The sequence below is a fragment of the Cognatiluteimonas lumbrici genome (assembly GCF_006476065.1).
GTDB lineage: Bacteria > Pseudomonadota > Gammaproteobacteria > Xanthomonadales > Xanthomonadaceae > Cognatiluteimonas > Cognatiluteimonas lumbrici.
In genome coordinates, this window is sequence record NZ_ML636798.1 from 1,353,103 (window position 1) to 1,376,402 (window position 23,300).

Here is a 23,300-nt window from a genome sequence, read left to right on the forward strand (position 1 = left end):
GGGGGGTGCGCCCTCATTTTTACCATTTGTACGGGGTCGGCGAGATGGATATCAGCTATTTCCTGAAGCTGATGGTTGAAAAGAACGCGTCGGACATGTTCCTGACCGTCGGCGCGCCGGTCTACATCAAGGTCGAAGGCCAGATGTACCCCCTGGGCAACACCGGCCTGCCGACCGGCATGGTCAAGAAGATCGCCTACTCGCTGATGGACGAGGGCCAGGTGCCCGCCTTCGAGCGCGACCTCGAGATGAACATGGCGATCGCGGCGCCCGACGGCAACCGCTTCCGCGTGAACGTGTTCAAGCAGCGCGGCGAGGTGGCGATGGTGATCCGCGCCATCCGCAGCCGGATCCCCTCGATCGAGGAACTGCAGCTGCCGCAGGTGCTGAAGCAGATCATCATGGCGCCGCGCGGGCTGGTGCTGCTGGTCGGCTCCACCGGCTCGGGCAAGTCCACCACGCTGGCCTCGATGATCGACTACCGCAACAGCACCAGCGCGGGCCACATCCTCACCATCGAGGACCCGATCGAGTACCTGCACACGCACAAGAAGTCGCTGGTCAACCAGCGCGAGGTGGGCATCGACACCCACGCCTTCCACAACGCGCTCAAGAACGCGATGCGCGAGGCACCGGACGTGATCCTGATCGGCGAGATCCTGGACGCGACCACCATGGAGGCGGCCATCGCCTTCGCCGAGACCGGCCACCTGTGCCTGGCCACGCTGCACTCCAACAACGCCGACCAGACCATCGAGCGCATCCTCAACTTCTTCGAGGAATCCGCGCACAAGAACATCCTGATGAACCTGGCGCTGAACCTGAAGGCGGTGGTCTCGCAGCGCCTGGTGGTGGGCACCGACGGGCGCCGGCTGCCGGCCGCCGAGGTGCTGATCAACACGCCGATGATCCGCGACCTGCTGCGTCGCGGCGCCGTGCACGAGATCAAGCAGGCAATGGACGAATCGCTGGAGGAAGGCATCGAGACCTTCGACCAGTGCCTGTACCGGCTCTACAAGGAAGGCAAGATCGGGATGGAGGAGGCGCTGCGCGCCGCCGACTCCCGCGAGGGCCTGGCGCTCAAGTTCCGGCTCTCGGAAGGCGCCAGCGGCGAGCACGACCCCTACGCCGACGTGTTCAACGGCTGATCAGCTGGCCGGGGCGTCGGGCTGGTTCTCGGGGCGGGCCGCGTCGAATTCCGGCAGCGCCAGGCACGCCTGTTCGATGCGCAGGATGGTCGGGTACGGCGACAGGTCCAGGCCGAAGCGGCGCGCGTTGTAGACCTGCGGCACCAGGCAGCAGTCGGCGATGGTCGGCATCTCGCCGTCACAGAACTGGCCGGTCGACGGGTGGTCGCTGAGCAGCGTCTCGAACGCCGCGAAACCGTTCGCCATCCAGCGTCGCGCCCACTCCTCGCGTTCGGCCTGCGGCACGCCCCACTCGCGCTCGAAGAACTGCAGCACGCGCAGGTTGTTGAGCGGGTGGATGTCGCAGGCGACCACCTGCGCGAGCGCGCGCACGCGCTGGCGGTCGCGCGCGGTCGCCGGCATCAGCGCCGGCTCCGGCCACATCTCGTCGAGGTACTCGAGGATCGCCAGCGACTGCCGCAGCATGCGCTGCCCGTGCTGCAGCACCGGCACCAGCTCCTGCGGGTTGGCCTCGCGGAAGGCATCGGTATGCTGCTCGCCGCCGTCGCGCACCAGGTGCACCGGGACGATCTCGTACGGCAGCCCCTTCAGGTTGAGGCCGATGCGCACCCGGTACGCGGCGCTGGAGCGCCAGTACGAATACAGGCGCAGCCCGTCGCTCATGGCAGCGGTTGCCGCTCGATGCGCTGCTCGATCGCGCCGAAGATGCTGTTGCCGTCGCGGTCGAACATCTCGATCCGCACCAGGTCGCCGAACGACAGGAACGGAGTCTTCGGCTTGCCGTGCTCCAGCGTCTCCACGGTGCGCTTCTCGGCGAAGCACGAGGCGCCCCTGGACGTGTCCTGGTTGGCGATCGTGCCCGAGCCGACGATGGTGCCGGCGGACAGCGGCCGCGTCCTGGCCGCGTGCGCGACCAGCTGCGCGAAGTCGAACTGCATGTCCACGCCGGCCTCCGGCGCGCCGAACCATTCGCCGTTGACGTGGGTGACCAGCGGCAGGTGCAGCTTGTTGCCGCGCCAGGCGTCGCCCAGCTCGTCGGGGGTCACGAACACCGGCGACAGCGTCGAGCGCGGCTTGGACTGCAGGAAGCCGAAGCCCTTGGCCAGCTCGCCCGGGATCAGGTTGCGCAGCGAGACGTCGTTGACCAGGCCGACCAGCTGGATGTGCCCCGCCGCCTGCTCCGGGCTCACCGCCATCGGCACGTCGTCGGTCACCACCACGATCTCGGCCTCGAGGTCGATGCCATGGTCCTCGCTGACCACGCGCACGGGATCGCGCGGGCCGTTGAAGCCGGCGCTGGTGGCCTGGTACATGAGCGGGTCGGTGTAGAAGCTTTCGGGGACCTCGGCGCCGCGGGCGCGACGCACGCGCTCAACGTGCGGCAGGTACGCGCTGCCGTCCACGAATTCGTAGGCGCGCGGCAGCGGCGCGGCCAGCGCCGCCGGCTCCAGCGCGAAGGCGCCGTCGGCGGTGCCGGCGTCGAGCGCCTCGGACAACGCCGCCAGCCGCGGCGCCATGTTCGACCAGTCCTCCAGCGCGCGCTGCAGGGTCGGGGCGATGCCGGTGGCGCGCACCGCCTGGGCGAGGTCGCGCGAGACCACCACCAGGGTGCCGTCGCGGCCACCTTCCTTCAACGAACCGAGCTTCATGCGGATACCGGGTTTCCGTACCGGGGGTGCCCGATTGTATCCGAGGGGCCGCGCCGCCCCGAACGGCCGTGATGGGTCCCGGCCCGGTTTTCCGGTTGTGTGTTCATGCGGGCCATTCCGGCCGGCACGTCACCCAATCCGTGGAGATTCCTGCAATGAACCGCACCCGCAAGCCCCCCACCCGGCGCCAGCGCCGCCTACTGTCCGTCGCCGTCGCGCTGTGCCTCGCCGCAGCCGGCCCGGCCCTCGCCGGCGACGTCTGCGACCTGGAATCCGCGGGTGAGGACGGCAATGGGGCCAGTTCGGCCGGTGCCAACGCACTGGCATGCGGCAAGGACAGCAGCGCCAGCGGCAGCGAATCCGCCGCCGTCGGCCAGGCCAGTGACGCCAGCGGCAATTTCTCGATCGCCATCGGGAGCCACAGCGAAGCCAGCGGCACCCGCAGCGTGGCCATCGGCACTTCGTCGCTGGCCAGCCAGGAAAGGAGCGTCGCGATCGGCATGGCCAGCGACGCGACCGGCGACCACAGCGCGGCGGTCGGGGGGAGCGCGGTCGCTTCGGGCGCGCGCGCGGTCGCGGTCGGCGCCTACAGCGAAGCCGTTGCAGCCAGCAGCACGGCGGTGGGCGGCTGGTTCGACCTGGACAACGACGGCACGATGGACGCCAACGAAACCACCCTCGCCTCGGCTGCCCGGGCCAGCGCGTTCGGCGCCGGCGCCCGCGCGACCGGAAGCTCCAGTACCGCCAGCGGCACCCACAGCCTCGCCTCCGGTACCTTCAGTACAGCGGTCGGTGCGGAGAGCACCGCTTCGGGGGCCGGTGGCACCTCTACCGGTTACCTGAGCGTTGCCAGCGGCACCGGCGCCACTGCCAATGGATTCTGGGCAAACGCCAGCGGCGGCAGCAGCGCGGCTTTCGGCGCCTATAGCTGGGCCGACGCGCCCGCAGCCACCGCGCTTGGCTACGAGAGCCGCGCCAGCGCGGAGGTCACGACCGCAGTGGGCACCGGCAGCGAGGCCACCGCCACCGCCGCGACCGCGATTGGCGGAGACAGCTCGGCGACGGGCGTCGCCAGCGTTGCCCTGGGAGCCGGCAGCAATGGCGCGGGCCTGGGAAGCACCGCGCTCGGCCAGAGCGCGGATGCCCTCGCGGAACACTCCATCGCGGTTGGCGCGGCCAGCCTGGCCGACGGCCTGCGCAGCACGGCCATCGGCGTGGCAAGCCAGGCGCTGGCCGACGACAGCGTCGCGCTGGGCCGTGCGAGCACGACCACCGCGGAGGCCACGAATGCGGTAGCGCTGGGCGTCGACTCGATCGCCGACCGCGCCGACAGCGTTTCCATAGGGCATGCCGGTCTGCTGAGGCAACTGGTGAACCTCGAAGCCGGCACCGAGGACAACGACGCCGTGAACGTCGGCCAGCTGCACCCTTTCACGAGTGCACTGGGCGGCGGAGCCAGTTTCGCGGGCGGCGTGTTCCTGGCCCCCACCTACACCATCCAGGGCAACGACTACAGCGACGTCGCCGCCGCCTTCGCGGCCGTGGACGTGCGGTTGACGGAACTGGCGGGCCTCGGTGGGATCCCTGGCCCGCAGGGACCTGCCGGACCGGCGGGCCCGCAGGGTCCGGCCGGGCCGCAGGGGCCGGGCAATCCCCTGAGCCTGGCCTACACGGACGCGGGCAAGGCGACGGTCGCGCTGGAAGGTGCCGACGGCACCGTTATTTCCAATGTCGCCGCCGGCGTGGATGCCGACGACGCGGTCAACAGGCAACAGATGGACGCCGGCGACGCGCAGGCGGTGGCAGCCGCCAACAGCTACACCGACGCACAGATCGGCAACCTGCTCGGGTTCGATGCCAATTCGCTCCAGGCCCGGCTCGACTCGCTGGAGGCCGATTTCGCCGACATCGACCGGCGCTTCAACCGGCAGGACCAGCGCATCGACCAGCAGGGCGCGATGGCGTCGGCAATGCTGAACATGGCCATCAACGCCGCCGGATCGCAGAGTCCGCGCGGCCGGATCGCCATCGGCGCCGGCTTCCAGGGCGGCGAGCGTGCACTGTCGATCGGTTATGGCCGGCGGATCGGGCAGCGAGGCTCGTTCTCGCTCGGCGGCGCCTTCAGCCGCGGCGACAAGTCGGCGGGCATAGGCTTCGGTCTGGACTTGTAGCAGACCGGCGTGCCGCAGCTCGCGTTGACCCCGGCGCGCGGCTCACCGCCGCGCGTCGCGCGCCACGCCGGCCAGGGCCACGGCCTGCTGCAGGCGTCGATCACCGCCGTCCACCGCGCCTCGCAACGCGTCGAGCCCACCTGCCATCGCCTGCTCCGCGCCGGGAACACCGGCGGCGAGCGCGCATGCTGCAGCCACCACGTCGAGGTAGGCCAACTGCGCCGGGCTTTCGAGCCGTGCCGTCGCCTGCGCACGCTTCGCGGCGCCGCAACCCGGATCGCGCGGACCAAAGACGAGTTCGGCGCGCGCGAGGTCGCGCAGGGGCCTGGAGATGTATGGGCTGGATTCGCCCATGGCCGCTTCCCAGCTCGCGACCGACTGCTGCAGGTGCCCGAGCGCGGCCGGATCGCCCAGGTCGAGTTCGATCGCGCCAAGCGTGTGCAGCGACGTCGCCACCGCGAAGTGGTCCGGACCATAGGTCGCCAGGCGGATCTCGAGCGCCTCCCGCGCCGCGGGCAGCGCCTCGACCGGTCGCCCCAGCTGCTGTTCGGCCACGGCAAGGTTGTTCGCCGCCGTGGCCACCGCCGGATGCCTGCTGCCGTAGGCGTCGCGACGCGCGGCCAGCACTTCCCTGTAGATGTCGCTCGCGGCAGCGTAATGGCCCTGGACGTACAGCACGCCGGCCAGGTCGTTGCGGGCGCTGATCGTCGACGGATGCGACGCGCCGAACACGGCCATGCGGATCCCGAGTTCCTCGCGTCGCAGCGCCTCGGCCTCGTGCAGGGGGCCGGTGTTCGCCAGCACCATCGCAAGCGCGTCGATGGCGTCGGCGCGGTGCGGATCGTTCTCCCCGGTGGTCGCGCGCACGGCAGCGAGCGTCGAGCGGGCCAGTCCCGCCGCGTCGTCCATGCGTCCGTCCAGGATGTACAGCGACACCAGGCGCAGGGCCGTCTCCTGGCTGTCCCTGTCGCCGGTGCCAAATGCTGCACTGCGCACTTCGTAGGCTTTCCGATAGGCGTCCTCCGCTTCCTCCAGGCGATTGGTCGCGTGCAGCGCCATGCCGCGTGCGTGTGAGATCGCCGCCTGCATCGCCGGCGTCGTTGGCGAGGTGCGCGCAGCGCCCTCCAATGCATCCAGCGCGGCCAGCGCCTCGGGGTAGCGTCCGAGGTGGTGGAGGATCCGGGCCCTGGTCAGCACCTGCCCGGCCAGCAGTCCGTTGTTCGCCGGCGACTGCCCGGCCACCGTCACCGCCTCGTCGGCAAGCTGCAGGGCCTCCTGGTAATGCCCCAGCCCGCTGGTGGCGGACGCGATCGCACCCAGCAGTTCGGCCCGCACTTCGGGTTGTTCGCCGAAGCGGTCGCGGATGCGGCTGGCGCCGTGCTCAAGCAACTCGCGCGCGGTCACTTCGCGGCCGCGCGCCTGCGCGGGGTCTGCCTGGTCGAACAGCCGCGTCATGAAGTCCAGCATGGCGCGGGATTTGGCACCCTCGACCATCGCCATGTCGCGCTGCTCCCGCGCCTGCCCGGCCTGCCACAGCGAAACCCCCAATCCCCCCACCAGCGCCAGCACCGCGAATCCGGCCAGGCTTGCGACCACCCGGTTCCTGCGCAGGAAGCGGCGGGTTCGGTAAGCCCACCCGCCGCGCGCGGCGGACACCGGCAGCACGCGGAGCCAGGCGTCCAGGTCCGCCATCAGCTCCTGCACCGACGCGTAGCGCTCCTGTGGATCGGCGGCGCAGGCACGCATCGAGATCGCATCGAGATCGCCCGCGAGCCGGCGCCGCCAGGCGCAGTCCGGGGTCGCGAGGACGCTTGGCGGCGGAACGGCCGTGCCGCCTGCATCGCGTCCGGTACGCCGGCACGCAAGCAGTTCGGTCAGCAGCACGCCGAGACTGAAGACATCGCTGGCGACGCCGACCCGGGCACCCGCAAGTTGCTCGGGGCTGGCGTAGGCCGGCGTGCAGAAGCCGTCGGCCTCCTGGGCACCCCCAGCGCCCACCAGCCGGGCGATGCCGAAGTCCAGCAGCACCGGTTCTCCGTTCGCGCGGACCAGCACGTTGCCGGGCTTCAGGTCGCAATGCACGACCAGCCGCGCATGTGCCGCCTGCACCGCCGCGCACACGCGCGCGAACAATTGCACGCGCTCGCGTAGTCCGAGGGAATGGCCTGCGCAATGCACGTCCAGCGGCTCGCCCTCGACGTATTCCATCACCAGGTACGGGTGGCCGGCCGGCGTCGTGCCGCCGTCGTAGAGCCGGGCGATGTTGGGATGCTGCAATTCGGCGAGGATCTGGCGCTCGGCCGCGAGCCGCTGGGCGGTCGCGGCGGGCACCAGGCTGCCGCGCAACAGCTTGATCGCCACTCGCTGGCGGAACAGCCGGTCCGCGCGCTCGGCGACGAACACCGTGCCCATGCCGCCGTGCGCGAGGCGCTCGACCAACCGCCATACGCCGAGCCTGCCACCGACCTGGAGTTCTTCCTCCGGCAGCGACGCCATCATCGCCTGCAGCGGCTCCAGCGCCCGGTTCAAGCTGGCGGTCTGCGCCCGCAGGACCGACAGGGCTTCCTCGACCAGCGCATCGTCGTTGCTGAGCTTGCGCAGGGCGGACTCCCACTCTCCGGCCGGCAGTTCGCAGACGGAATCGAACATCTGCCTCAGCTGTTGCCAGCGCTCGCCCATCGCGCCGTCTACCCGAGCAGGCGGTTCAACCACGCCCGCGCGAACCGGAGGTCACGCTGGACCGTCGGCAGCGACACGCCCAGCACGCACGCGATGTCGCGCTGCTCCATGCCGCCGAAATACGCCATTTCGAGCCCGCGCGCCGCACGCTCGTCGTGCTCCCCGAGTTGCTCGAGGGCCTGGTGCAGGGCCAGTACGTCGTACTCGACATCGTGACCCGACTCCCGCTCGGCATGCGACAGCGTCAGCAGGGCGACGTCTCCACCGCGCTTCTCCGCGGCCCGGGAACGCGCATGGTCGACCAGTACCGAGCGCATCTTGAGCGAAGCGAGCGCGAAGAAATGCGCGCGGTCCTCCCAGGCGACATCGTTGCCGAGCAGGCTGATGAGGGCCTCGTTGACGACGGCGGTCGGCTGCAGGGTGCGGCTGCCGCGACCACGCCCCAGGCGCGCCGCGGCCATCCTGCGCAGCGTTCCATAGACCTCCTCCAGCAGGCGATCGCGCGCATCGACGTCGCCACCCCGCCATCCGTGGAGCAACCGGGTCAGATCCTCGCTCATACCCGCTCCGGGTACCTTCAGTGGTCCATGGCCCCCCGCGGCTGGATCATAACCCCTGCCCCCGGGGGACCTGCGGCTCAGCTCGCGCCAGGGCTCTGGAAGCCGCCGGCCCGGTAGGTCAGCACCAGCGTGTCGCGGTGGCCCGCCATGCCGGCTGCCACCGGCTGGATCGGGGTCGACTCGTGGATCACGCGGGCGTCGTCGAGCAGCAGCAGCGACCACGGCGCCTCGAGGGTGAAGCGCTGTCCGGCCGGGCCGTTGGCGTCGAACACGCGGGTCTCGCCGCCGGTGATGCCGTGGCGGGCGACCAGGAACACGGCGACGAAGTCCACGCCGTCGCGGTGCGCGCCCTCCGGGGTCGGGCGGCCGATGCCGTCGGCGGTGTCGATGCGGAACTGGTGCGCCTCGACGAACCAGCGATCGACGTCCTGGCGCAGCTCGGAGAACAGGTGCGCGAGCGAGGCCAGCAGGCCGGTCCAGGCGTCGTTGGCGAGCACCGCCTTCGAGATCGGCTTGAACCAGCGCTCCATGCCGCCGTGCAGGGCGTTGTAGTCCACGGGCTGCCAGTGGGCGCGGTGCGGGACCGGTTCGACCTTGCCCTGTTCGACGATGAAGCAGGAGTGCCGGCGCTTGCGGTAGCGGCCGCCGTCGCGCAGGTAGTGGTCGGCGGGCAGGTCCTCCCAGCTCGGCACCAGGGGGGCGAGCGCGGAGACGTCGAAGCCGCACAGGGCGCCGACCGCGTCCGGGGCCAGCACCGCATGGCCGTGGCCGCGCAGCTGCGAGAGCAGGGCGGCGGGCGGCGTGAACGGCGGCGGCTGGGGCACGGCCATGGCGCCATTGTAGGAGCGGCGCTGGCGCCGCGACGACGCATTCTTCCTTCGGACGGGCGCTCCCGCTATTCGAAGCCCGCAGCTTCTTGTGGCAGGAGCCACGCTACGCGCTTGAGGTACGCGCTGCCGGGTGGGGTAGCCCTTTGGGCGAAATCAAGGAGGAGGCCGAAGGCCGGGGGACATTCGCCCAAAGGGCTGCCCCGCCCGGCAAGAAGCGCCCACCCGAAGGGCGAAACTCCGATGCCAACAAAAAACCCGCCGGGAGGCGGGTCTTTTGTTTGGAACTGGCAGCCCCGGATGGATTCGAACCACCGAATGCCTGAGTCAGAGTCAGGTGCCTTACCACTTGGCGACGGGGCTATGGGTCCTAGTTTAATGGATCAACGCTTCGAGAACTGGGTGGCGCGGCGGGCCTTGTGCAGGCCGACCTTCTTGCGCTCGACCTCGCGCGCGTCGCGGGTCATGAACCCGGCCTTGCGCAGCTCGGCCTTCAGCGTCTCGTCGTACTCGACCAGCGCGCGCGCGATGCCCAGGCGGATGGCGCCGGCCTGGCCGGTGGTGCCACCGCCCTCGACCGTGACCATGACGTCGAACTTCTCGGTCGACTGGGTCAGCTCCAGCGGCTGGCGCACGATCATGCGCGCGGTCTCGCGGCCGAAGAACTCGTCGATCGGACGCTCGTTGATGGTGATGTTGCCGCTGCCCTTGCGCAGGAACACGCGCGCGGTGGACGACTTGCGACGGCCGGTGCCGTAATTCTGAGTGGTTGCCATGTCTTTACCTTAGATCTCGAGCGGCTGCGGCTGCTGGGCGGCGTGCGGGTGCTCGGCACCGGCATAGACCTTGAGCTTGCGGTACATCGCGCGGCCGAGCGGATTCTTCGGCAGCATGCCCTTCACCGCGGTCTCGATCACGCGCTCCGGGTGGCGCTCCAGCGCCTGGGCGAGCGATTCGGTCTTCAGGTTGCCGATGTGGCCGGTGAACCGGTGGTACATCTTGTCCTGCAGCTTGGTGCCGGTGACCGCGACCTTCTCCGCGTTGATCACGACGATGTAGTCGCCGGTGTCGACGTGCGGGGTGTAGACGGGCTTGTGCTTGCCGCGCAGGCGGCGGGCGAGCTCGGAGGCGAGGCGTCCGAGGGTCTTGCCCTCGGCATCGACGAGGTACCAGTCCCGCTGGACGGTCTCGTTCTTGGCGCTGAAAGTCTTCATGGCGGGATCGTGGTTACCTTGTCGGGCTGGTTCCGCGGGCAGGAGGCCGGGGCGGAACTTCACCGCGCGTTGGAGGAACGTAAGAGGCGGAATGATACAGGCCCGCGCGGGCTCCCGCAAGCCGCTGTCGCGGCGCGAGCGCCGCTCCTACAGGCGGTAGGCCACCGTCTTCATCACCCTGGAGGCAGCGGCCATCAGGGCGGGCACGGGCGGCGGCAGGACCCGGGCGCCGGCCTGTTCGGCGTTGGCGGCGTGGCGGGCCTCGTCGGCCTTCATCACCCCCAGGATGGCCCGGCTGCGGCCGTCGGCCGGCGGCAGCGAGACCAGGTGCTCGTCCAGGTGGGCCTCGACCTGGCGCTCGGTCTCGACCACGAAGCCCAGGTTCCAGCCGTCCCCGCGCAGCCCGGCCAGCGCCCCGATCGCGTAGCTGCCGGCGTACCAGAGCGGGTTGAGCAGGCTCGGGCGGCTGTCCAGCTCGCGCAGGCGGTCGGCGCACCAGGCCAGGTGGTCGGTCTCCTCCTGGGCGGCGGCCAGCAGGTGGGCGCGGGTGGCCTCGTCGCGCGCCACCGCGGCCTGGCCGATGTACAGCGCCTGGGCGCAGACCTCACCGACGTGGTTGATGCGCATCAGCCCGGCGGCATGCCGGCGCTCGGCCTCGTCCAGCACCACTTCCGGCTCGCCGGCGCCCGGGTTGGGGCGCTCGGCGCGCGGCGCGCCGAACACGGTCTCGAGCGCGTTCTGGGCGCTGTCGAGGAAGCGGTCGAGGGGGGTGAGGGTGCGGACCATCGTGTCATCGCGCGCAAGGCGCGCTCCCACAGGGTCAGATGACCAGGTTGCGGCCGTGGTAGAGCTCCTCGATCTCGCGCTTGAGGCGCTGCTCGATCTTCATCCGCTCCTTGAACGACAGGTTGCGCGCCTTTTCCTCGAACAGGTACTGGTCCAGGTCGAAGTCCTTCAGGTGCATCTTCGTGTGGAAGATGTTTTCCTGGTAGACGTTGACGTCCAGCATCTCGTAGCGCGAGCGGATGTTCTTGGCCAGGTAGTCCTGGATCGAGTTGATCTTGTGGTCGATGTAGTGCTTGCGGCCCTTGATGTCCCGGGTGAAGCCGCGCACGCGGTAGTCCATCACCACGATGTCGGACTCGAGGCTCTCGATCAGGTAGTTCAGGGCCTTCAGCGGCGAGATCACGCCACAGGTGGCGACGTCGATGTCGGCGCGGAAGGTCGCGATGCCGTTGTCCGGGTGGGTCTCCGGATAGGTGTGCACGGTGATGTGCGACTTGTCCAGGTGCGCGACCACGGCGTCGGAGATCACGCCCTTGGCCTGCGACTTGTCGATCACCGGCTCCTCCGAGATCAGGATCGTCACCGAGGCGCCCTGCGGGTCGTAGTCCTGGCGGGCCACGTTGAGCACGTTCGCGCCGATGATGTCGGCGACGTCGGTGAGGATCTGGGTCAGCCGGTCGGCGTTGTATTCCTCGTCGATGTACTCGATGTACCGCTGGCGCTGCTCCTCGGACACGGCGTAGCAGACGTCGTAGATGTTGAACGACAGCGCTTTGGTCAGGTTGTTGAATCCCTGCAGTTTCAGGCGCGGCAGAGGCTTGACCACGGGCATGGGCGTTCCAGCGGGAGGCGGGGAAAGGGCGAATTATGCCACCCATCGGGTGGAGGTTTGCCGAACCCGCGCCAACGTCATACCCTGCGGTCCAGCCTTCCCACCCGTGACCGCTACCATGGCAACCGCTCCGTTTCCCTTGCACCGCCTGGCCAGTAACAACCCGCTGGCCCCGGACGCGGCGGCGATCGAACGCTTCCTTGGGTACTGCCACCGCCGCCGCTACCCGACGCGCACCGACGTGTTCCGGCCCGGCGATCCGGCCGGCACGCTCTATTACATGGTCAGCGGCTCGACCAGCATCATCACCGAGGAGGACGACGGCCGCGAGCTGGTGCTGGGCTATTTCGGCCCCGGCGAGTTCGTGGGCGAGATGGGCCTGTTCATCGAATCCGAGCGCCGCGAGGTGATCCTGCGCACCCGCGTCGCCTGCGAGCTGGCGGAAATCAGCTACGAGCGCCTGTACCAGCTGTTCGCGGGCCCGCTGGCCGGCGACGCCACCAAGCTGCTGTGGCAGATCGGTTCGCAGCTCTCGCGCCGGCTGCTCGACACCAGCCGCAAGGCCGGGCGCCTGGCCTTCCTGGACGTCACCGACCGCATCACCCGCACGCTGCACGACCTGACCCGCGAGCCGGAGGCGATGAGCCATCCGGACGGCACCCAGCTGCGGGTCTCGCGCCAGGAGCTGGCGCGGCTGGTCGGCTGCTCGCGCGAGATGGCCGGCCGCGTGCTCAAGAAGCTGCAGGCCGACGGCGTGCTGCACGCGCGCGGCAAGACCATCGTCCTGTTCGGGACGCGCTAGGCGTCCCCTGCCCTGGACCTGCAGCCCCAGTTGAGGATCGGGGTCCCGGGCGGCAACACCCTGCGGAAATAGCCCACGCGGCCCGGCTTGGGGTTCACCACCACCGGATGGCGCGCCGCCTGCAGCAGCGGCAGGTCGGCGCTGCTGTCGCTGTAGGCGACGTCGATGTCGCCGTGGCCGTGCGCGCGCAGCATGCGCATCTTGTTCACAGCGTGGCAGTGCTGGGCGGTGACGTAGCCGCCGAGGAAGCGCTCGCCGAGGCTGCCGATCACCGGCAGGTCCTCGTGCGCGACGAAGTCCAGGATCGCCCGCGCCAGTTCCGGCGGCGCGCCGGTGGCGATCACCACCTCGTCGCCGGCCTCGCGGTGGCGGTGCAGCACCGCCAGCGCCGGTACCAGCAGGCGCGCGCGGATCGAAGCCGCGTTGGCGCAGACGTAGTCGTCGATCAGGGTGTCGATGTCGCGGCGCGCACCCACCGTCCCGATCCACAGGAACCCGGAGATCCCGGCACGGCGCGTCGGCAGCCAGGCCACCATCGGCAGCAGCACCGGCGCGGCCAGCAGCGCCAGCGCCTTGCGCCACCCGTTGCGGCGGATCAGCCAGGACACCAGGTGGGCGCCGGAATCCCCGTCGTAGAGGGTGTGGTCGAAGTCGAACACGACCAGCCGGCGGCCGGTCGCAGCGGCGGGGGAAGTCATGCGGCGAAGAATAGCCGTTGCAGCGCGGCGCCGGGGTCGGGTTCGCGCATGAACGCCTCGCCCACCAGGAACGCGTCCACGCAGGCGCCGCGCAGCAGGGCGACGTCCGCCGCGGTGGCGATGCCGCTCTCGGTCACCAGGCGGCGGCCGGCGGGCACGGACTCGCGCAGCCGCAGGGTGGTGTCGAGCGAGACCTCGAAGCTGCGCAGGTCGCGGTTGTTGACGCCCAGCAGCGGCGCGCGGCCGTCGGCGGCCGCCGGCACCGCCAGCGCGCGCGCGAGCTCGGTCGCGTCGTGCGCCTCGAGCAGCACGTCCATGCCCAGCGCCAGCGCGCGCGCGGCCAGCGCGTGCAGGCTGGCGTCGTCGAGCGCGGCCACGATCAGCAGGATGCAGTCGGCGCCGAGCACGCGCGCCTCGGCAACCTGGTAATCGTCCACCGTGAAGTCCTTGCGCAGCACCGGCAGCGCGCAGGCGGCGCGCGCCTGTTGCAGGTAGGCGTCGGCACCCTGGAAGAAGTCCCGGTCGGTCAGCACCGACAGGCAGGCCGCGCCCCCGGCCGCGTAGCTGCGCGCGATCGCGGCCGGGTCGAAGTCGGCGCGGATCACGCCCTTGGACGGGCTCGCCTTCTTGACCTCGGCGACGACCGCCGGGCCGCCCGCCGCGATCGCGGCCTCCAGCGCGGCGGCGAAGCCGCGCACCGGCGGCGCATCCGCGATCCGCGCCTCGAGCTCGCGCAGCGGCAGCCGCGCGCTGCGCTCGGCGACTTCCTCGCGCTTGCGGTCGAGGATCCGCTGCAGGATGGTCACGGGGTGCCCGCCAGCGAGCGCGTGGCCTCGACGAACTGCGCCAGCTTCGCGCGCGCGGCGCCGGAGGCGATGGCCTCGCGTGCCTTGCCGATGCCGTCGGCGATCGAGCCAGCCACGCCGGCCACGTACAGCGCCGCGCCGGCGTTGAGCGCGACGATCTCGAGCTGCAGCGAGGGCACGTTGTCCAGCGCCTGCAGCAGCATCGCCTTCGACTCCGCGGCGTCGGCCACGCGCAGGTTGCGGGTGTGCGCCATGGCGATGCCGAAGTCCTCCGGGTGCACCTCGTATTCGCGCACCTCGCCGTCGCGCAGCTCGCCGATCATGGTCGCCGCGCCCAGCGACAGTTCGTCCATGCCGTCGCGGCCCCAGGCGACCAGCGCGCGCTCGGCGCCCAGTTCCTGCAGCACGCGCACCTGGATGCCGACCAGGTCGGGGTGGAACACGCCCATCAGGATGGACGGCGCGCCGGCCGGGTTGGTCAGCGGCCCGAGGATATTGAACAGCGTGCGCACGCCCAGTTCGCGCCGCACCGGCGCCACCACCTTCATCGCCGGGTGGTGCACCGGCGCGAACATGAAGCCGATGCCGGTGCGCGCGATGCACTCGGCCACCTGCGCGGGTTGCAGCTCGATCGCGGCGCCGAGCGACTCGAGCACGTCGGCGGCGCCGGACTTCGAGGACACGCTGCGGTTGCCGTGCTTGGCGACCCGGGCGCCGGCGGCGGCGGCCACGAACATGGACGCGGTGGAGATGTTGAAGGTGTGCGCGCCGTCGCCACCGGTGCCGACGATGTCCACCAGATGGGTACGGTCGGCGACCTCGACCGGGCGCGCGAACTCGCGCAGCACCGCGGCCGCGCCGGCGATCTCGCCCACGGTCTCCTTCTTCACCCGCAACCCGGTGAGGATCGCGGCGGTGAGCTGCGGCGAGACCTCGCCGCGCATGATCATGCGCATCAGCGCGACCATTTCGTCATGGAAGATCTCGCGGTGCTCGATCGTGCGCTGGAGGGCTTCCTGGGGAGTGATCGGGGGCATGGGCAAATCGCGGCGCCGGCGCCGCTCCTACAGGTTGAGGAAGTTTTCGAGCAGGGCGTGGCCGTGCTCGGTGAGGATGGACTCGGGGTGGAACTGCACACCCTGCACCGGGTGCTCGCGGTGGCGCAGGCCCATGATCTCCTCCATCCGGCCGTCTTCGTGCTCGGTCCAGGCGGTGACCTCGAGGCAATCGGGCAGCGATGCCTGCTCGACCACCAGCGAGTGGTAGCGGGTGGCCTCGTAGCCGTCGGGCAGGCCGGCGAACACGCCTTCGCCGCGGTGCCGGATCGGCGAGGTCTTGCCGTGCATGATCCGGCCCGCGCGCACCACCCGGCCGCCGTAGGCCTGGCCGATGGCCTGGTGCCCGAGGCACACGCCGAGGATCGGGATGCGCGCGCCGAGCTCGCGCACCACGTCGAGCGAGACCCCGGCCTCGTCGGGCGTGCACGGGCCCGGGGAGATCACGATCCGATCCGGCGCGAGCGCGGCTATTTCGGCCACCGAGAGCGCGTCGTTGCGTTCCACCCGGACCTCGGCGCCGAGCGCCTGCAGGTACTGCACGAGGTTCCAGGTAAAGCTGTCGTAGTTGTCGATCACCAGCAGCATGCGCGCTACAGCCCCTTCGCGGCGGTGGCGACCGCGCGGAACAGCGCGCGGCCCTTGTTCATGGTTTCCTCCCACTCCTTCGCGGGATCGGAGTCGTGCACGATGCCGGCGCCGGCCTGCACGTGCAGCTTGCCATCCTGGATCACCGCGGTGCGGATCGCGATCGCGGTGTCGGCATCGCCGTGCCAGCCGATGTAGCCGATGGCGCCGGCGTAGACGTTGCGGCGGATCGGTTCCAGCTCGCGGATGATCTCCAGCGCGCGGATCTTGGGGGCGCCGCTGACGGTGCCGGCCGGGAAGGTCGCGCGCAGCACGTCGGCGTAGGACAGGCCCTCGCGCAGGCGCCCGGTGACCTCGCTGACGATGTGCATGACGTGGCTGTAGCGCTCGATCCCGAACTGCTCGCCGACCTCGACCGTGCCGGCTTCCGCGATCCGGCCGACGTCGTTGCGAGCCAGGTCGATCAGCATCAGGTGCTCGGCGCGCTCCTTGGGGTCGGCCAGCAGCTCGGCCTCCAGCGCGTCGTCCTCGGCCGGGGTCTCGCCGCGCGGGCGGGTGCCGGCGATCGGGCGCACCGTGACCGTGCCCCGCCCTTCGGCGTCGTGCTGCAGCCGCGCCAGGATCTCCGGGGAGCTGCCCACCACCTGCATCTCGCCGACGTCGAGGAAGTACATGTACGGCGACGGATTCAGCGAGCGCAGCGCGCGGTAGACGTCGAGCGGGCGCGCGTGGAACGGCACCGACAGGCGCTGCGACAGCACCACCTGGAACACGTCGCCGGCGGCGATGTACTCCTTCGCCGCACCCACCGCCTCGAGGAAGCCCTCGCGGGTGAAGCCGGAGACGAAGTGCGCTTCGTCCAGCGCCCGTGGCTGCATGAGCTGCGGGTAGCCGGCGCCGCCGTGGCGCAGGCGGTGCGCCAGCTCGTCCAGCCTGCGGTTGGCGCGCGCCACGCCCTGCGGGTCGGCGGCGTCGGCGTGCACCACCAGGTACAGCCGGCCCTTGAGGTTGTCGAACACCGCGACCTCGGTGCTCAGCATCAGCAGGATGTCGGGGGTGCCGAGCTGGTCCTCGACGCCCTTGCCGGCAGCGTCGCGCAGCCGCGGCTCCAGGTACTGCACGCACTCGAAGCCGAACCAGCCGACCAGCCCACCGGCAAAGCCCGGCAGCCCCGGCACCCGCGGCACCTCGAAGCCGCGGCGCAGGCGCTCGACCTCGGCGAACGGGTCGGCGACCTCGCGCGCCTCGAGCAGTTCGCCGTGCTCGCTGACGTACAGCGTGTGCCCGGCGAACGCGTACACCCGGCGCGCGGGCAGGCCGATGATCGAGTAGCGGCCGAAGCGCTCGCCGCCGTCCACCGACTCGAACAGGTAGGTGTGCGGGCCATCGGCCAGCTTCAGGTAGACGGACAGCGGCGTGTCGAGGTCGGCGGGCACCTCGCGCACGACCGGCAGCAACTTGACGGCACTCAAGCAGGGCTTCCCCGTGGGCGGCAGGCGGGCATTATCGCCCGCCGTGGCCAGTTCCGGCCGCGCATCACGTTCCTGTCACCAGGGACCTGCAAAATGCAGACGCTGCAAGGACGAGCACGGAGGCAGGACGCCTCCACCTTTACCCCCAGGCCGGCGCCCGGCGAGTGCGCCGGCCTTTTTCTGCGCCCGCTTCGGGTCAGCCGCGCGCGGCGGCCACCGCGGCACGCATTTCCGCGATCACCGCGGCGTAGTCGGGCTGGCCGAAGATGGCGCTGCCGGCGACGAAGGTATCGGCGCCGGCGGCGGCGATCCCGCCGATGTTGTCCGGCTTGACCCCGCCGTCGATCTCCAGCCGGATCGGCTTGCCACTGCGGTCGATCATCTCGCGCACCCGGCGCAGCTTGTCGAGCGTCGACGGAATGAAGGCCTGGCCGCCGAAGCCCGGATTGACCGACATCAGCAGCACGTGGTCCAGGTCCTCCAGTACCCAGTCCAGCACGTCCACCGGGGTGGCCGGGTTCAGCACCAGGCCGGCGCGGCATCCCTCGGCGCGGATCAGCTGGATCGTGCGGTGCACGTGCCGGCTGGCCTCGGGATGGAAGCTGATCTCGGTGGCGCCGGCACCGGCGAAGTCCGGGATGATGCGGTCCACCGGCTCGACCATCAGGTGCACGTCGATCGGCGCGGTCACGCCATGCTTGCGCAGGGCCTCGCAGACCATCGGCCCGATGGTGAGGTTGGGCACGTAATGGTTGTCCATCACGTCGAAGTGCACCCAGTCGGCGCCGGCGGCGAGCACCGCGTCCACTTCCTCGCCCAGGCGGGCGAAATCCGCGGACAGGATCGAGGGCGCGATGACGGTCGGCTGCGGGGCGGCTGGCATGGGGGGCAGTGTACCCGCTGGCGCCGGCTGCCCTACACTGGCCGGCCCGCTGCCCGTCGGGAGCCCTGCGTGGCAACCACATTGCTGCAATCCGACCTGCCCGGCCTGGTGCTGCGCCATCGCGGCAAGGTCCGCGACGTGTTCGAACTACCCGCCGACGCCAGCGGGCCGCGACTGCTCATCGTCGCCACCGACCGGCTCAGCGCCTTCGACGTGGTGCTCCCGGACGCGATCCCCGGCAAGGGCGAGATGCTGTGCCAGATCAGCAACTTCTGGTTCGGGCGCACGGCGCACATCGTTCCCAACCACCTCACCGGCACGCCGGTGGCCGAGGTGCTGCCGGCGGGCGTGGATCCCGTACCGTACGAGCAGCGTGCGGTGGTGACCCGGCGGCTGAAGCCGGTGCCGGTGGAAGCGATCGCGCGCGGCTACCTGATCGGCAGCGGCTGGAAGGACTACCAGCGCACCGGCCGCGTCAGCGGCATCGCCCTGCCCGACGGCCTGCGCCAGGCCGAGGAATTGCCGCAGCCGATCTTCACCCCGTCCACCAAGGCCGCGGTCGGCGACCACGACGAGAACATCGACTTCGACACCATGGTGCGCACGGTCGGCGCCGACCTCGCCGAACAGGTGCGCGACGCCACCCTGCGCCTGTACGCGTTCGCGCGCGAGCACGCCGCCGCGCGCGGCATCATCCTCGCCGACACCAAGTTCGAGTTCGGCACCGACGCCGACGGCCGGCTGTACGTGATGGACGAGATGCTGACCCCGGACTCCTCGCGCTACTGGCCGGCGGACGAGTACGCGGTCGGCACCAGCCCGCCGAGCTTCGACAAGCAGTTCGTGCGCGACTACCTGGAGACACTGGACTGGGACAAGACCGCGCCCGGCCCGCGCCTGCCCGCCGACGTGATCGAGCGCACGCGGGCGAAGTACGCCGAGGCGCTGGCGCGGTTGACGGAGGACGGGCATGGATGAGACCCACGACGACGCGACGCACGACAGCGCGACGCGCAACATCGACCGCTGGTTCGCGCACTACTCGGGCGACCACCGCAACGCGACCAACCAGCGCATCCACGTGGTGGCCGTGCCGCTGATCCTGTGGAGCGTGGTCGCGCTGCTGTGGTGCATCCCGGTGCCCGGCACGCTGTTCCGGCCCGGCTTGTGGGCGGCGCTGGCGATGTTCATGGCCTGGGCGTTCTACTACCGCGCCTCGCGCAGGCTGGGGCTGGGCATGCTCGCGGTGCTGGTGGCGATGGCGTGGCTCACACGCTGGTTGCACGACAACCTCGGTACCCTGCAGTTGCTGTGGCTCGCGGTCGCGATCTTCGTGCTCGCCTGGATCGCGCAGTTCGTCGGGCACCGGATCGAGGGCCGCAAGCCGAGCTTCCTGACCGACCTCACCTACCTGCTGATCGGGCCGGCCTGGGTGCTGGCCAAGCTCTACCGCAAGCTCGGCTGGAGCTACTGAGGTGTCCGCCGCGGGCAGCGGCGGACTGGGCCCGCGCGACCTGCTGCTGGTCGCGATCATCTGCGTCGCCTGGGCGCTCAACTTCCTGACCTCCGCGCTGGCGCTGCAGGAAATCCCGCCGTTCCTGTTCACCGCAGTGCGGTTGGCGATCCTGGCGGTGCTGCTGGGCGCGTTCCTCAAGCGTCCGGCGCAGGGGCAGTGGCCGTTGCTGCTGGCGGTGGCGGTGTGCAACGGCGTGCTGCACTTCGGCCTCAGCTTCTGGTCGCTGCACGTCGCGGGCAACCTGTCGTCCCCGGCGATCGTGATGCAGAGCTACGTGCCGATGGCGGCGCTGCTGGCGTGGTGGTGGCTGGGCGAGCGCTTCGCCTGGCGCACGGCGACGGCCATCGCGATCAGTTTCGCCGGCGTGCTGGTGATCGGCTTCGACCCGATGGTGCTGCAGGCACCGGCCTCGCTGCTGCTGATGCTGGTTTCGGCGTTGTTCCTGGCCGCCGGCACGGTGCTGATGCGACGGCTGAGCGGGCTCGACATGTTCAGCCAGCAGGGTTGGACCGCGGTGATCGGTTTGCTGCCCTTGCTGGCGATCAGCGCGTGGCTGGAACCCGGCGGGTTCGAGGCGTTGCGCGAAGCGACGTGGATCGGCTGGGGCGGCGCCGCCTACTCGGCGATCGGGTCCTCGCTGATCGGGCACGGCCTGTACTACGTACTGGTGCAGAAGCACCCGGTGGCGCAGGTCACGCCGTGGCTGCTGCTCGCACCGGTGGGCGCGGTGCTGCTGGGGGTCGTGTTCTACGGCGACGAGCCGGGGCCGCAGCTGTGGATCGGCGGCGCGATGGTGCTCGGCGGCGTGCTGCTGATCGCGTTGCGCGCATTGGCCAGGTCGCGCGAGCTGCCGGAGGCGCGGGACATCTAGCCGCTCGCCGGTGCCGCCGCGGAGGCCGCGTCGAAGCGACGCGGGGCGTAGCCGAAGTCGCGCGCCGCCGGGTCCGCGTCGAACACCAGGTCCTCGCGCAGGCGGCCGACCGCGGCATCGCCGATGCCGCGGGCGACGCCGGCCAGGCGCGCTGCGCCAAAGGCGATCGCGAACAGCGGCGCAGGCAGTTCCAGCAGGCGCGGCGCCGGCTGCATCGCGCCCAGAAGTCGGGCGACCATCTCGCGGTACGGCAGGGTCTCGCCGCCCGGCAGGTCGTAGCCGCGGCCAGGGCTGGCCGCCGCGGATTGCGCGGCCAGCGCCGCCGCGGCCAGGTCGTCCACGTGCACCGGCTGGCGCAGCCCTGTGGCCCTGGCCGGCAGGACCATCCAGCCGCGCCTGCGCGCGAACGCGGCAATGCGGGCCAAGGTCAGGTCGCGGCCGGCGCCGTAGACCAGGGTCGGCCGCAGCAGCGTGGCGGCGGCGCCGCGCACCGCGGCCGCCGCCAGCACGCCGTCCTCGCCTTCGCGCAGGCGGCGGGCGAGGTCGCGCTCGCCGGGATCGGCGGAGTCCAGCTTCGCCGCCGCGCTGGTCGATCCGAACGCGAGCACCCGCGGCGCGTCGATGCGCGATGCCGCGTACCAGCGCGCGAAGTGGTCGAGCGGCCCGCAACTGAAGATCGCGTCCACCGCGGCCGGCAATCCGTCGCAGTGCTGCAGGTCGCCGCGCAGCCACTGGACCCCGGGTGCAGCGGACCGCGGCTCGCGCGACACCGCGAGCACGTCCCACCCTGCCCCATGCAGCCGCCGCAACAGGGGCGCGCCGATCTGGCCGCTGGCGCCGAACACCAGCGCGCGCATGTCAGTCCCGCATCCCCGGGTGCGCCGGCAGCACCACGCGCAGCCAGGCAAGGCCGAGGAGCGACGCGACCAGCGACGCCGCGAGGATGCCCAGCACCGCCTCGTCGTAATGCAACCCGGTGTAGGCCAGCGAAGCGATGAACAGGCTCATGGTGAAGCCGATGCCGCACAGCAGGCCCATGCCGAGCATCGCCTTCAGGTCCATGCCGTCCGGCCAGCGCACCTTGCCGGTCGCGCGCAGCAGCACCGCCGCCAGGGTGATGCCGATGGGCTTGCCCACCACCAGGCCGAGGACCACGCCGAACGGCAGCGCGGAGAACACCGCATCCATCGACAACCCATCGAGCGAGAGGCCGGCGTTGGCGAACGCGAACAGCGGCACGATGGCGAATGCCACCCAGGGGTGCAGCGCGTGTTCCAGGGACTCCAGAGGCGAATGCTCGATCTCGTCGGGAATGACGTTGCCACGGCGCACGTGGGGCACCAGCAGGCCGGTGATCACGCCGGCCAGGGTCGCGTGGATGCCGGACTTCAGCATGCACACCCACAAGGCCAGGCCGAGCAGCAGGTACGGCGTCAGCGCGGTGACGCCCTTGCGGTTCAGCAGCACCATGCCGAGCACCATCGCGCCGGCCCAGCCGAGCGCCACCCACGACAGGTCGTGCCCGTAGAACAGCGCGATGATCAGGATCGCGATCAGGTCGTCGACCACCGCGATGGTGGACAGCAGCAGCTTCATCCCGGTCGGCACGCGCGACCCCAGCAGCGAGAGCACGCCGAGCGCGAACGCGATGTCGGTCGCGGTCGGCACGGCCCAGCCGCGCATCGCCTCCGGATCGTCGTGGTTGAGCCAGGTGAACAGCAGCGCCGGCACCACCACTCCCGCGGCGGCGCAGATCATCGGCAACGCGAGGCGGTCGAGGCCTGCGAGCTGGCCGGTCAGCGACTCGCGCTTGATCTCGAGCGAGACCAGCAGGAAGAACACCGCCATCAGGCCGTCGTTGATCCACAGCTGCCAGGGCTTGGCAATGCGCAGCTCGCCGAACACCACCGCCACCGGCATGTCGCGGAAGCCGTCGTAGAGCCCGGCCAGCGGCGAGTTGGCGCAGACCAGCGCCAGCACCGCGGCCACGATCAGCAGGATGCCGCCGGCGGACTCGAGGCGGAGGAAATCCGCGAGCGCCTGCAGCGCGCGGTAGGACATCGGTCTCTGGGTGGGAGCCATCGTGCCAGTCTATCGCGACGATGGCGGTGCCCGGAACGTTACGAACAGCCCTCGACGTAGTCGGCCTGCGGCACGAGGCCGACGCGCCACTCGGTCACGCGGCCTTCGGCATCGGTCTCGAACACCAGCACGCCGTCGCCGTCCGTGTCCTCGATGCGCAGGTACTGGCCGTCGGTGTACTTGTGCGGTCCTGCCACGACGCGGTCTCCGTACAGCCCGCCGATCGCTGCCGCATCCATGCCGACGCGCCCGCCACCGGGCGCAGCCACGTCGGCGGCGTGCACGTCGTAGCGGACCAACCGCCCGTCCTCGAACATCAGCATGGGAGACTGCGACGGCGCATCGCCCCCGGGGCGGAGATAGTGGCACTCTTTCCCGGGCCCACCCTCCAGGGTCCCGTCCCACGCGGAGCGCGCCTCGGCTTCTTCCATGCCGAAACGCAGGCCTGCATAGCCATCGAAGCGCGCCAGGCCCGGACCCGGCGTCGGCGCGGTCGCGGGAGGGACGTCCTGTTCCGGCTGGTCCAGCGGCGGCTGTTGGCCGGCCGGTTGCGCAGGCGATGCAGCGCCCGCCGGATCCGGCGGCGCCTGGGTGCACGCGGCGAGCAGCAATGGCAACAGGTACAGCGTGGCGTTCCGGCCCATCGTCCGTCTCCCTCCAG

The 23,300-nt window shown here is 70.9% G+C and carries 24 protein-coding genes and 1 tRNA gene; 6 read left to right on the top strand and 19 right to left on the bottom strand.

The genetic code is table 11. From position 1 onward, the window contains the following. The first annotated feature begins 44 nt into the window (after positions 1-44). Complete coding sequence (locus tag E4F25_RS06465) at positions 45-1,148, top strand: PilT/PilU family type 4a pilus ATPase (RefSeq protein ID WP_140909361.1); 1,104 nt, start codon at positions 45-47, stop codon at positions 1,146-1,148. On the opposite strand, the gene maiA is transcribed toward E4F25_RS06465, so the two are convergent. Together maiA and E4F25_RS06475 are read right to left on the bottom strand one after the other, a co-directional pair. Then, complete coding sequence (gene maiA / locus E4F25_RS06470; protein ID WP_140909362.1) at positions 1,149-1,811, bottom strand: maleylacetoacetate isomerase; 663 nt, start codon at positions 1,809-1,811, stop codon at positions 1,149-1,151. After that, positions 1,808-2,797 carry a fumarylacetoacetate hydrolase family protein gene (locus tag E4F25_RS06475; protein WP_140909363.1) on the bottom strand — a complete coding sequence of 330 codons (990 nt, stop codon included), beginning with the start codon at positions 2,795-2,797 and terminating at the stop codon, positions 1,808-1,810. Before E4F25_RS06475 ends, maiA begins: the two co-directional genes overlap by 4 nt. Before the next feature lie 155 nt (positions 2,798-2,952). Between E4F25_RS06475 and E4F25_RS06480 the strand changes: the two genes are divergently transcribed. Further along, entirely contained in the window at positions 2,953-4,968 is a 2,016-nt protein-coding gene (locus tag E4F25_RS06480) for a YadA-like family protein (RefSeq protein ID WP_181168224.1), read from the top strand. A 42-nt stretch (positions 4,969-5,010) separates the two neighbouring features. Here E4F25_RS06480 and E4F25_RS06485 read toward each other — a convergent pair whose 3' ends face one another. The 8 genes from E4F25_RS06485 to speD all read right to left on the bottom strand — a co-directional run bounded on the left by E4F25_RS06485 (position 5,011) and on the right by speD (position 11,860). Next, complete coding sequence (locus E4F25_RS06485; protein ID WP_181168225.1) at positions 5,011-7,617, bottom strand: serine/threonine-protein kinase; 2,607 nt, start codon at positions 7,615-7,617, stop codon at positions 5,011-5,013. Between the two features lie 38 nt (positions 7,618-7,655). Beyond that, positions 7,656-8,207, bottom strand: coding sequence for an ECF-type sigma factor (locus E4F25_RS06490; protein ID WP_140909366.1), 552 nt, complete (start codon positions 8,205-8,207; stop codon positions 7,656-7,658). A gap of 77 nt (positions 8,208-8,284) precedes the next feature. After that, on the bottom strand, positions 8,285-9,037 hold the full coding sequence (locus E4F25_RS06495; protein WP_181168226.1) for a 2OG-Fe dioxygenase family protein: 753 nt from the start codon (positions 9,035-9,037) through the stop codon (positions 8,285-8,287). A 285-nt stretch (positions 9,038-9,322) separates the two neighbouring features. Continuing rightward, positions 9,323-9,397, bottom strand: a tRNA-Gln gene (locus E4F25_RS06500). 20 nt (positions 9,398-9,417) lie between these two features. Beyond that, positions 9,418-9,810 (bottom strand): 30S ribosomal protein S9, encoded by a 393-nt coding sequence (gene rpsI / locus E4F25_RS06505; protein ID WP_140909367.1) that lies wholly within the window; start codon positions 9,808-9,810, stop codon positions 9,418-9,420. Positions 9,811-9,819: 9 nt separating this feature from the next. After that, positions 9,820-10,248 (bottom strand): 50S ribosomal protein L13, encoded by a 429-nt coding sequence (gene rplM, locus E4F25_RS06510; RefSeq protein ID WP_140909368.1) that lies wholly within the window; start codon positions 10,246-10,248, stop codon positions 9,820-9,822. Positions 10,249-10,395: 147 nt separating this feature from the next. Then, a complete protein-coding gene (gene coq7, locus E4F25_RS06515) occupies positions 10,396-11,034 on the bottom strand; it encodes a 2-polyprenyl-3-methyl-6-methoxy-1,4-benzoquinone monooxygenase (protein WP_140909369.1) in 639 nt (212 codons plus the stop codon). 34 nt (positions 11,035-11,068) lie between these two features. Beyond that, positions 11,069-11,860, bottom strand: coding sequence for an adenosylmethionine decarboxylase (gene speD, locus E4F25_RS06520; protein WP_140910358.1), 792 nt, complete (start codon positions 11,858-11,860; stop codon positions 11,069-11,071). Positions 11,861-11,984: 124 nt separating this feature from the next. Here speD and crp point away from each other — a divergent pair, with 124 nt between their 5' ends. Further along, the gene (gene crp / locus E4F25_RS06525; protein WP_140909370.1) at positions 11,985-12,668 is read left to right on the top strand and encodes a cAMP-activated global transcriptional regulator CRP; all 684 of its coding nucleotides are present in this window, start codon (positions 11,985-11,987) and stop codon (positions 12,666-12,668) included. Here the strand turns inward: crp and E4F25_RS06530 are convergent. The 6 genes from E4F25_RS06530 to rpe all read right to left on the bottom strand — a co-directional run bounded on the left by E4F25_RS06530 (position 12,665) and on the right by rpe (position 18,170). Further along, positions 12,665-13,366: an HAD-IB family phosphatase gene (locus E4F25_RS06530; protein ID WP_140909371.1), complete on the bottom strand. Its 702-nt coding sequence runs from the start codon at positions 13,364-13,366 to the stop codon at positions 12,665-12,667. The genes crp and E4F25_RS06530 overlap by 4 nt on opposite strands. After that, positions 13,363-14,172 carry an indole-3-glycerol phosphate synthase TrpC gene (gene trpC, locus E4F25_RS06535; RefSeq protein ID WP_140909372.1) on the bottom strand — a complete coding sequence of 270 codons (810 nt, stop codon included), beginning with the start codon at positions 14,170-14,172 and terminating at the stop codon, positions 13,363-13,365. Before trpC ends, E4F25_RS06530 begins: the two co-directional genes overlap by 4 nt. Continuing rightward, positions 14,169-15,209: an anthranilate phosphoribosyltransferase gene (gene trpD, locus E4F25_RS06540; protein ID WP_140909373.1), complete on the bottom strand. Its 1,041-nt coding sequence runs from the start codon at positions 15,207-15,209 to the stop codon at positions 14,169-14,171. The genes trpC and trpD overlap by 4 nt, the downstream gene beginning before the upstream one ends. Before the next feature lie 27 nt (positions 15,210-15,236). After that, positions 15,237-15,815, bottom strand: coding sequence for an anthranilate synthase component II (locus E4F25_RS06545; RefSeq protein ID WP_140909374.1), 579 nt, complete (start codon positions 15,813-15,815; stop codon positions 15,237-15,239). A gap of 5 nt (positions 15,816-15,820) precedes the next feature. Continuing rightward, entirely contained in the window at positions 15,821-17,287 is a 1,467-nt protein-coding gene (gene trpE, locus E4F25_RS06550; protein ID WP_246069798.1) for an anthranilate synthase component I, read from the bottom strand. Between the two features lie 196 nt (positions 17,288-17,483). Further along, positions 17,484-18,170, bottom strand: coding sequence for a ribulose-phosphate 3-epimerase (gene rpe, locus E4F25_RS06555; protein WP_140909376.1), 687 nt, complete (start codon positions 18,168-18,170; stop codon positions 17,484-17,486). 69 nt (positions 18,171-18,239) lie between these two features. Here rpe and E4F25_RS06560 point away from each other — a divergent pair, with 69 nt between their 5' ends. Genes E4F25_RS06560 through E4F25_RS06570 form a run of 3 tightly spaced genes read left to right on the top strand, consistent with a single transcriptional unit; the run spans position 18,240 to position 20,557 of the window. Beyond that, positions 18,240-19,148, top strand: a complete 909-nt coding sequence (locus E4F25_RS06560; RefSeq protein ID WP_140909377.1) for a phosphoribosylaminoimidazolesuccinocarboxamide synthase — start codon at positions 18,240-18,242, stop codon at positions 19,146-19,148. Next, on the top strand, positions 19,141-19,644 hold the full coding sequence (locus E4F25_RS06565; RefSeq protein WP_140909378.1) for an Mpo1 family 2-hydroxy fatty acid dioxygenase: 504 nt from the start codon (positions 19,141-19,143) through the stop codon (positions 19,642-19,644). The genes E4F25_RS06560 and E4F25_RS06565 overlap by 8 nt, the downstream gene beginning before the upstream one ends. A gap of 1 nt (position 19,645) precedes the next feature. Continuing rightward, positions 19,646-20,557, top strand: coding sequence for a DMT family transporter (locus E4F25_RS06570; RefSeq protein ID WP_140909379.1), 912 nt, complete (start codon positions 19,646-19,648; stop codon positions 20,555-20,557). Here the strand turns inward: E4F25_RS06570 and E4F25_RS06575 are convergent. Genes E4F25_RS06575 through E4F25_RS06585 form a run of 3 tightly spaced genes read right to left on the bottom strand, consistent with a single transcriptional unit; the run spans position 20,554 to position 23,283 of the window. Continuing rightward, positions 20,554-21,414 (bottom strand): NAD-dependent epimerase/dehydratase family protein, encoded by an 861-nt coding sequence (locus E4F25_RS06575; RefSeq protein WP_140909380.1) that lies wholly within the window; start codon positions 21,412-21,414, stop codon positions 20,554-20,556. The two genes, E4F25_RS06570 and E4F25_RS06575, sit on opposite strands and share 4 nt — an antisense overlap. A gap of 1 nt (position 21,415) precedes the next feature. After that, positions 21,416-22,639 (bottom strand): Na+/H+ antiporter NhaA, encoded by a 1,224-nt coding sequence (gene nhaA, locus E4F25_RS06580; protein ID WP_246069800.1) that lies wholly within the window; start codon positions 22,637-22,639, stop codon positions 21,416-21,418. Positions 22,640-22,677: 38 nt separating this feature from the next. Further along, the gene (locus tag E4F25_RS06585; protein ID WP_140909381.1) at positions 22,678-23,283 is read right to left on the bottom strand and encodes a lectin; all 606 of its coding nucleotides are present in this window, start codon (positions 23,281-23,283) and stop codon (positions 22,678-22,680) included. Between the last annotated feature and the right edge of the window lie 17 nt (positions 23,284-23,300).

What these genes read in the sequence shown, in the direction of transcription:
- coq7 (WP_140909369.1), bottom strand. Translation starts at nt 11,034, where the DNA reads ATGGTCCGCACCCTCACCCCCCTCGACCGCTTCCTCGACAGCGCCCAG.
- E4F25_RS06475 (WP_140909363.1), bottom strand. Translation starts at nt 2,797, where the DNA reads ATGAAGCTCGGTTCGTTGAAGGAAGGTGGCCGCGACGGCACCCTGGTG.
- E4F25_RS06490 (WP_140909366.1), bottom strand. Translation starts at nt 8,207, where the DNA reads ATGAGCGAGGATCTGACCCGGTTGCTCCACGGATGGCGGGGTGGCGAC.
- E4F25_RS06495 (WP_181168226.1), bottom strand. Translation starts at nt 9,037, where the DNA reads ATGGCCGTGCCCCAGCCGCCGCCGTTCACGCCGCCCGCCGCCCTGCTC.
- E4F25_RS06530 (WP_140909371.1), bottom strand. Translation starts at nt 13,366, where the DNA reads ATGACTTCCCCCGCCGCTGCGACCGGCCGCCGGCTGGTCGTGTTCGAC.
- E4F25_RS06545 (WP_140909374.1), bottom strand. Translation starts at nt 15,815, where the DNA reads ATGCTGCTGGTGATCGACAACTACGACAGCTTTACCTGGAACCTCGTG.
- E4F25_RS06565 (WP_140909378.1), top strand. Translation starts at nt 19,141, where the DNA reads ATGGATGAGACCCACGACGACGCGACGCACGACAGCGCGACGCGCAAC.
- trpD (WP_140909373.1), bottom strand. Translation starts at nt 15,209, where the DNA reads ATGCCCCCGATCACTCCCCAGGAAGCCCTCCAGCGCACGATCGAGCAC.
- crp (WP_140909370.1), top strand. Translation starts at nt 11,985, where the DNA reads ATGGCAACCGCTCCGTTTCCCTTGCACCGCCTGGCCAGTAACAACCCG.
- E4F25_RS06485 (WP_181168225.1), bottom strand. Translation starts at nt 7,617, where the DNA reads ATGTTCGATTCCGTCTGCGAACTGCCGGCCGGAGAGTGGGAGTCCGCC.
- rpsI (WP_140909367.1), bottom strand. Translation starts at nt 9,810, where the DNA reads ATGGCAACCACTCAGAATTACGGCACCGGCCGTCGCAAGTCGTCCACC.
- rpe (WP_140909376.1), bottom strand. Translation starts at nt 18,170, where the DNA reads ATGCCAGCCGCCCCGCAGCCGACCGTCATCGCGCCCTCGATCCTGTCC.
- maiA (WP_140909362.1), bottom strand. Translation starts at nt 1,811, where the DNA reads ATGAGCGACGGGCTGCGCCTGTATTCGTACTGGCGCTCCAGCGCCGCG.
- E4F25_RS06575 (WP_140909380.1), bottom strand. Translation starts at nt 21,414, where the DNA reads ATGCGCGCGCTGGTGTTCGGCGCCAGCGGCCAGATCGGCGCGCCCCTG.
- E4F25_RS06480 (WP_181168224.1), top strand. Translation starts at nt 2,953, where the DNA reads ATGAACCGCACCCGCAAGCCCCCCACCCGGCGCCAGCGCCGCCTACTG.
- E4F25_RS06465 (WP_140909361.1), top strand. Translation starts at nt 45, where the DNA reads ATGGATATCAGCTATTTCCTGAAGCTGATGGTTGAAAAGAACGCGTCG.
- nhaA (WP_246069800.1), bottom strand. Translation starts at nt 22,639, where the DNA reads ATGGCTCCCACCCAGAGACCGATGTCCTACCGCGCGCTGCAGGCGCTC.
- E4F25_RS06585 (WP_140909381.1), bottom strand. Translation starts at nt 23,283, where the DNA reads ATGGGCCGGAACGCCACGCTGTACCTGTTGCCATTGCTGCTCGCCGCG.
- rplM (WP_140909368.1), bottom strand. Translation starts at nt 10,248, where the DNA reads ATGAAGACTTTCAGCGCCAAGAACGAGACCGTCCAGCGGGACTGGTAC.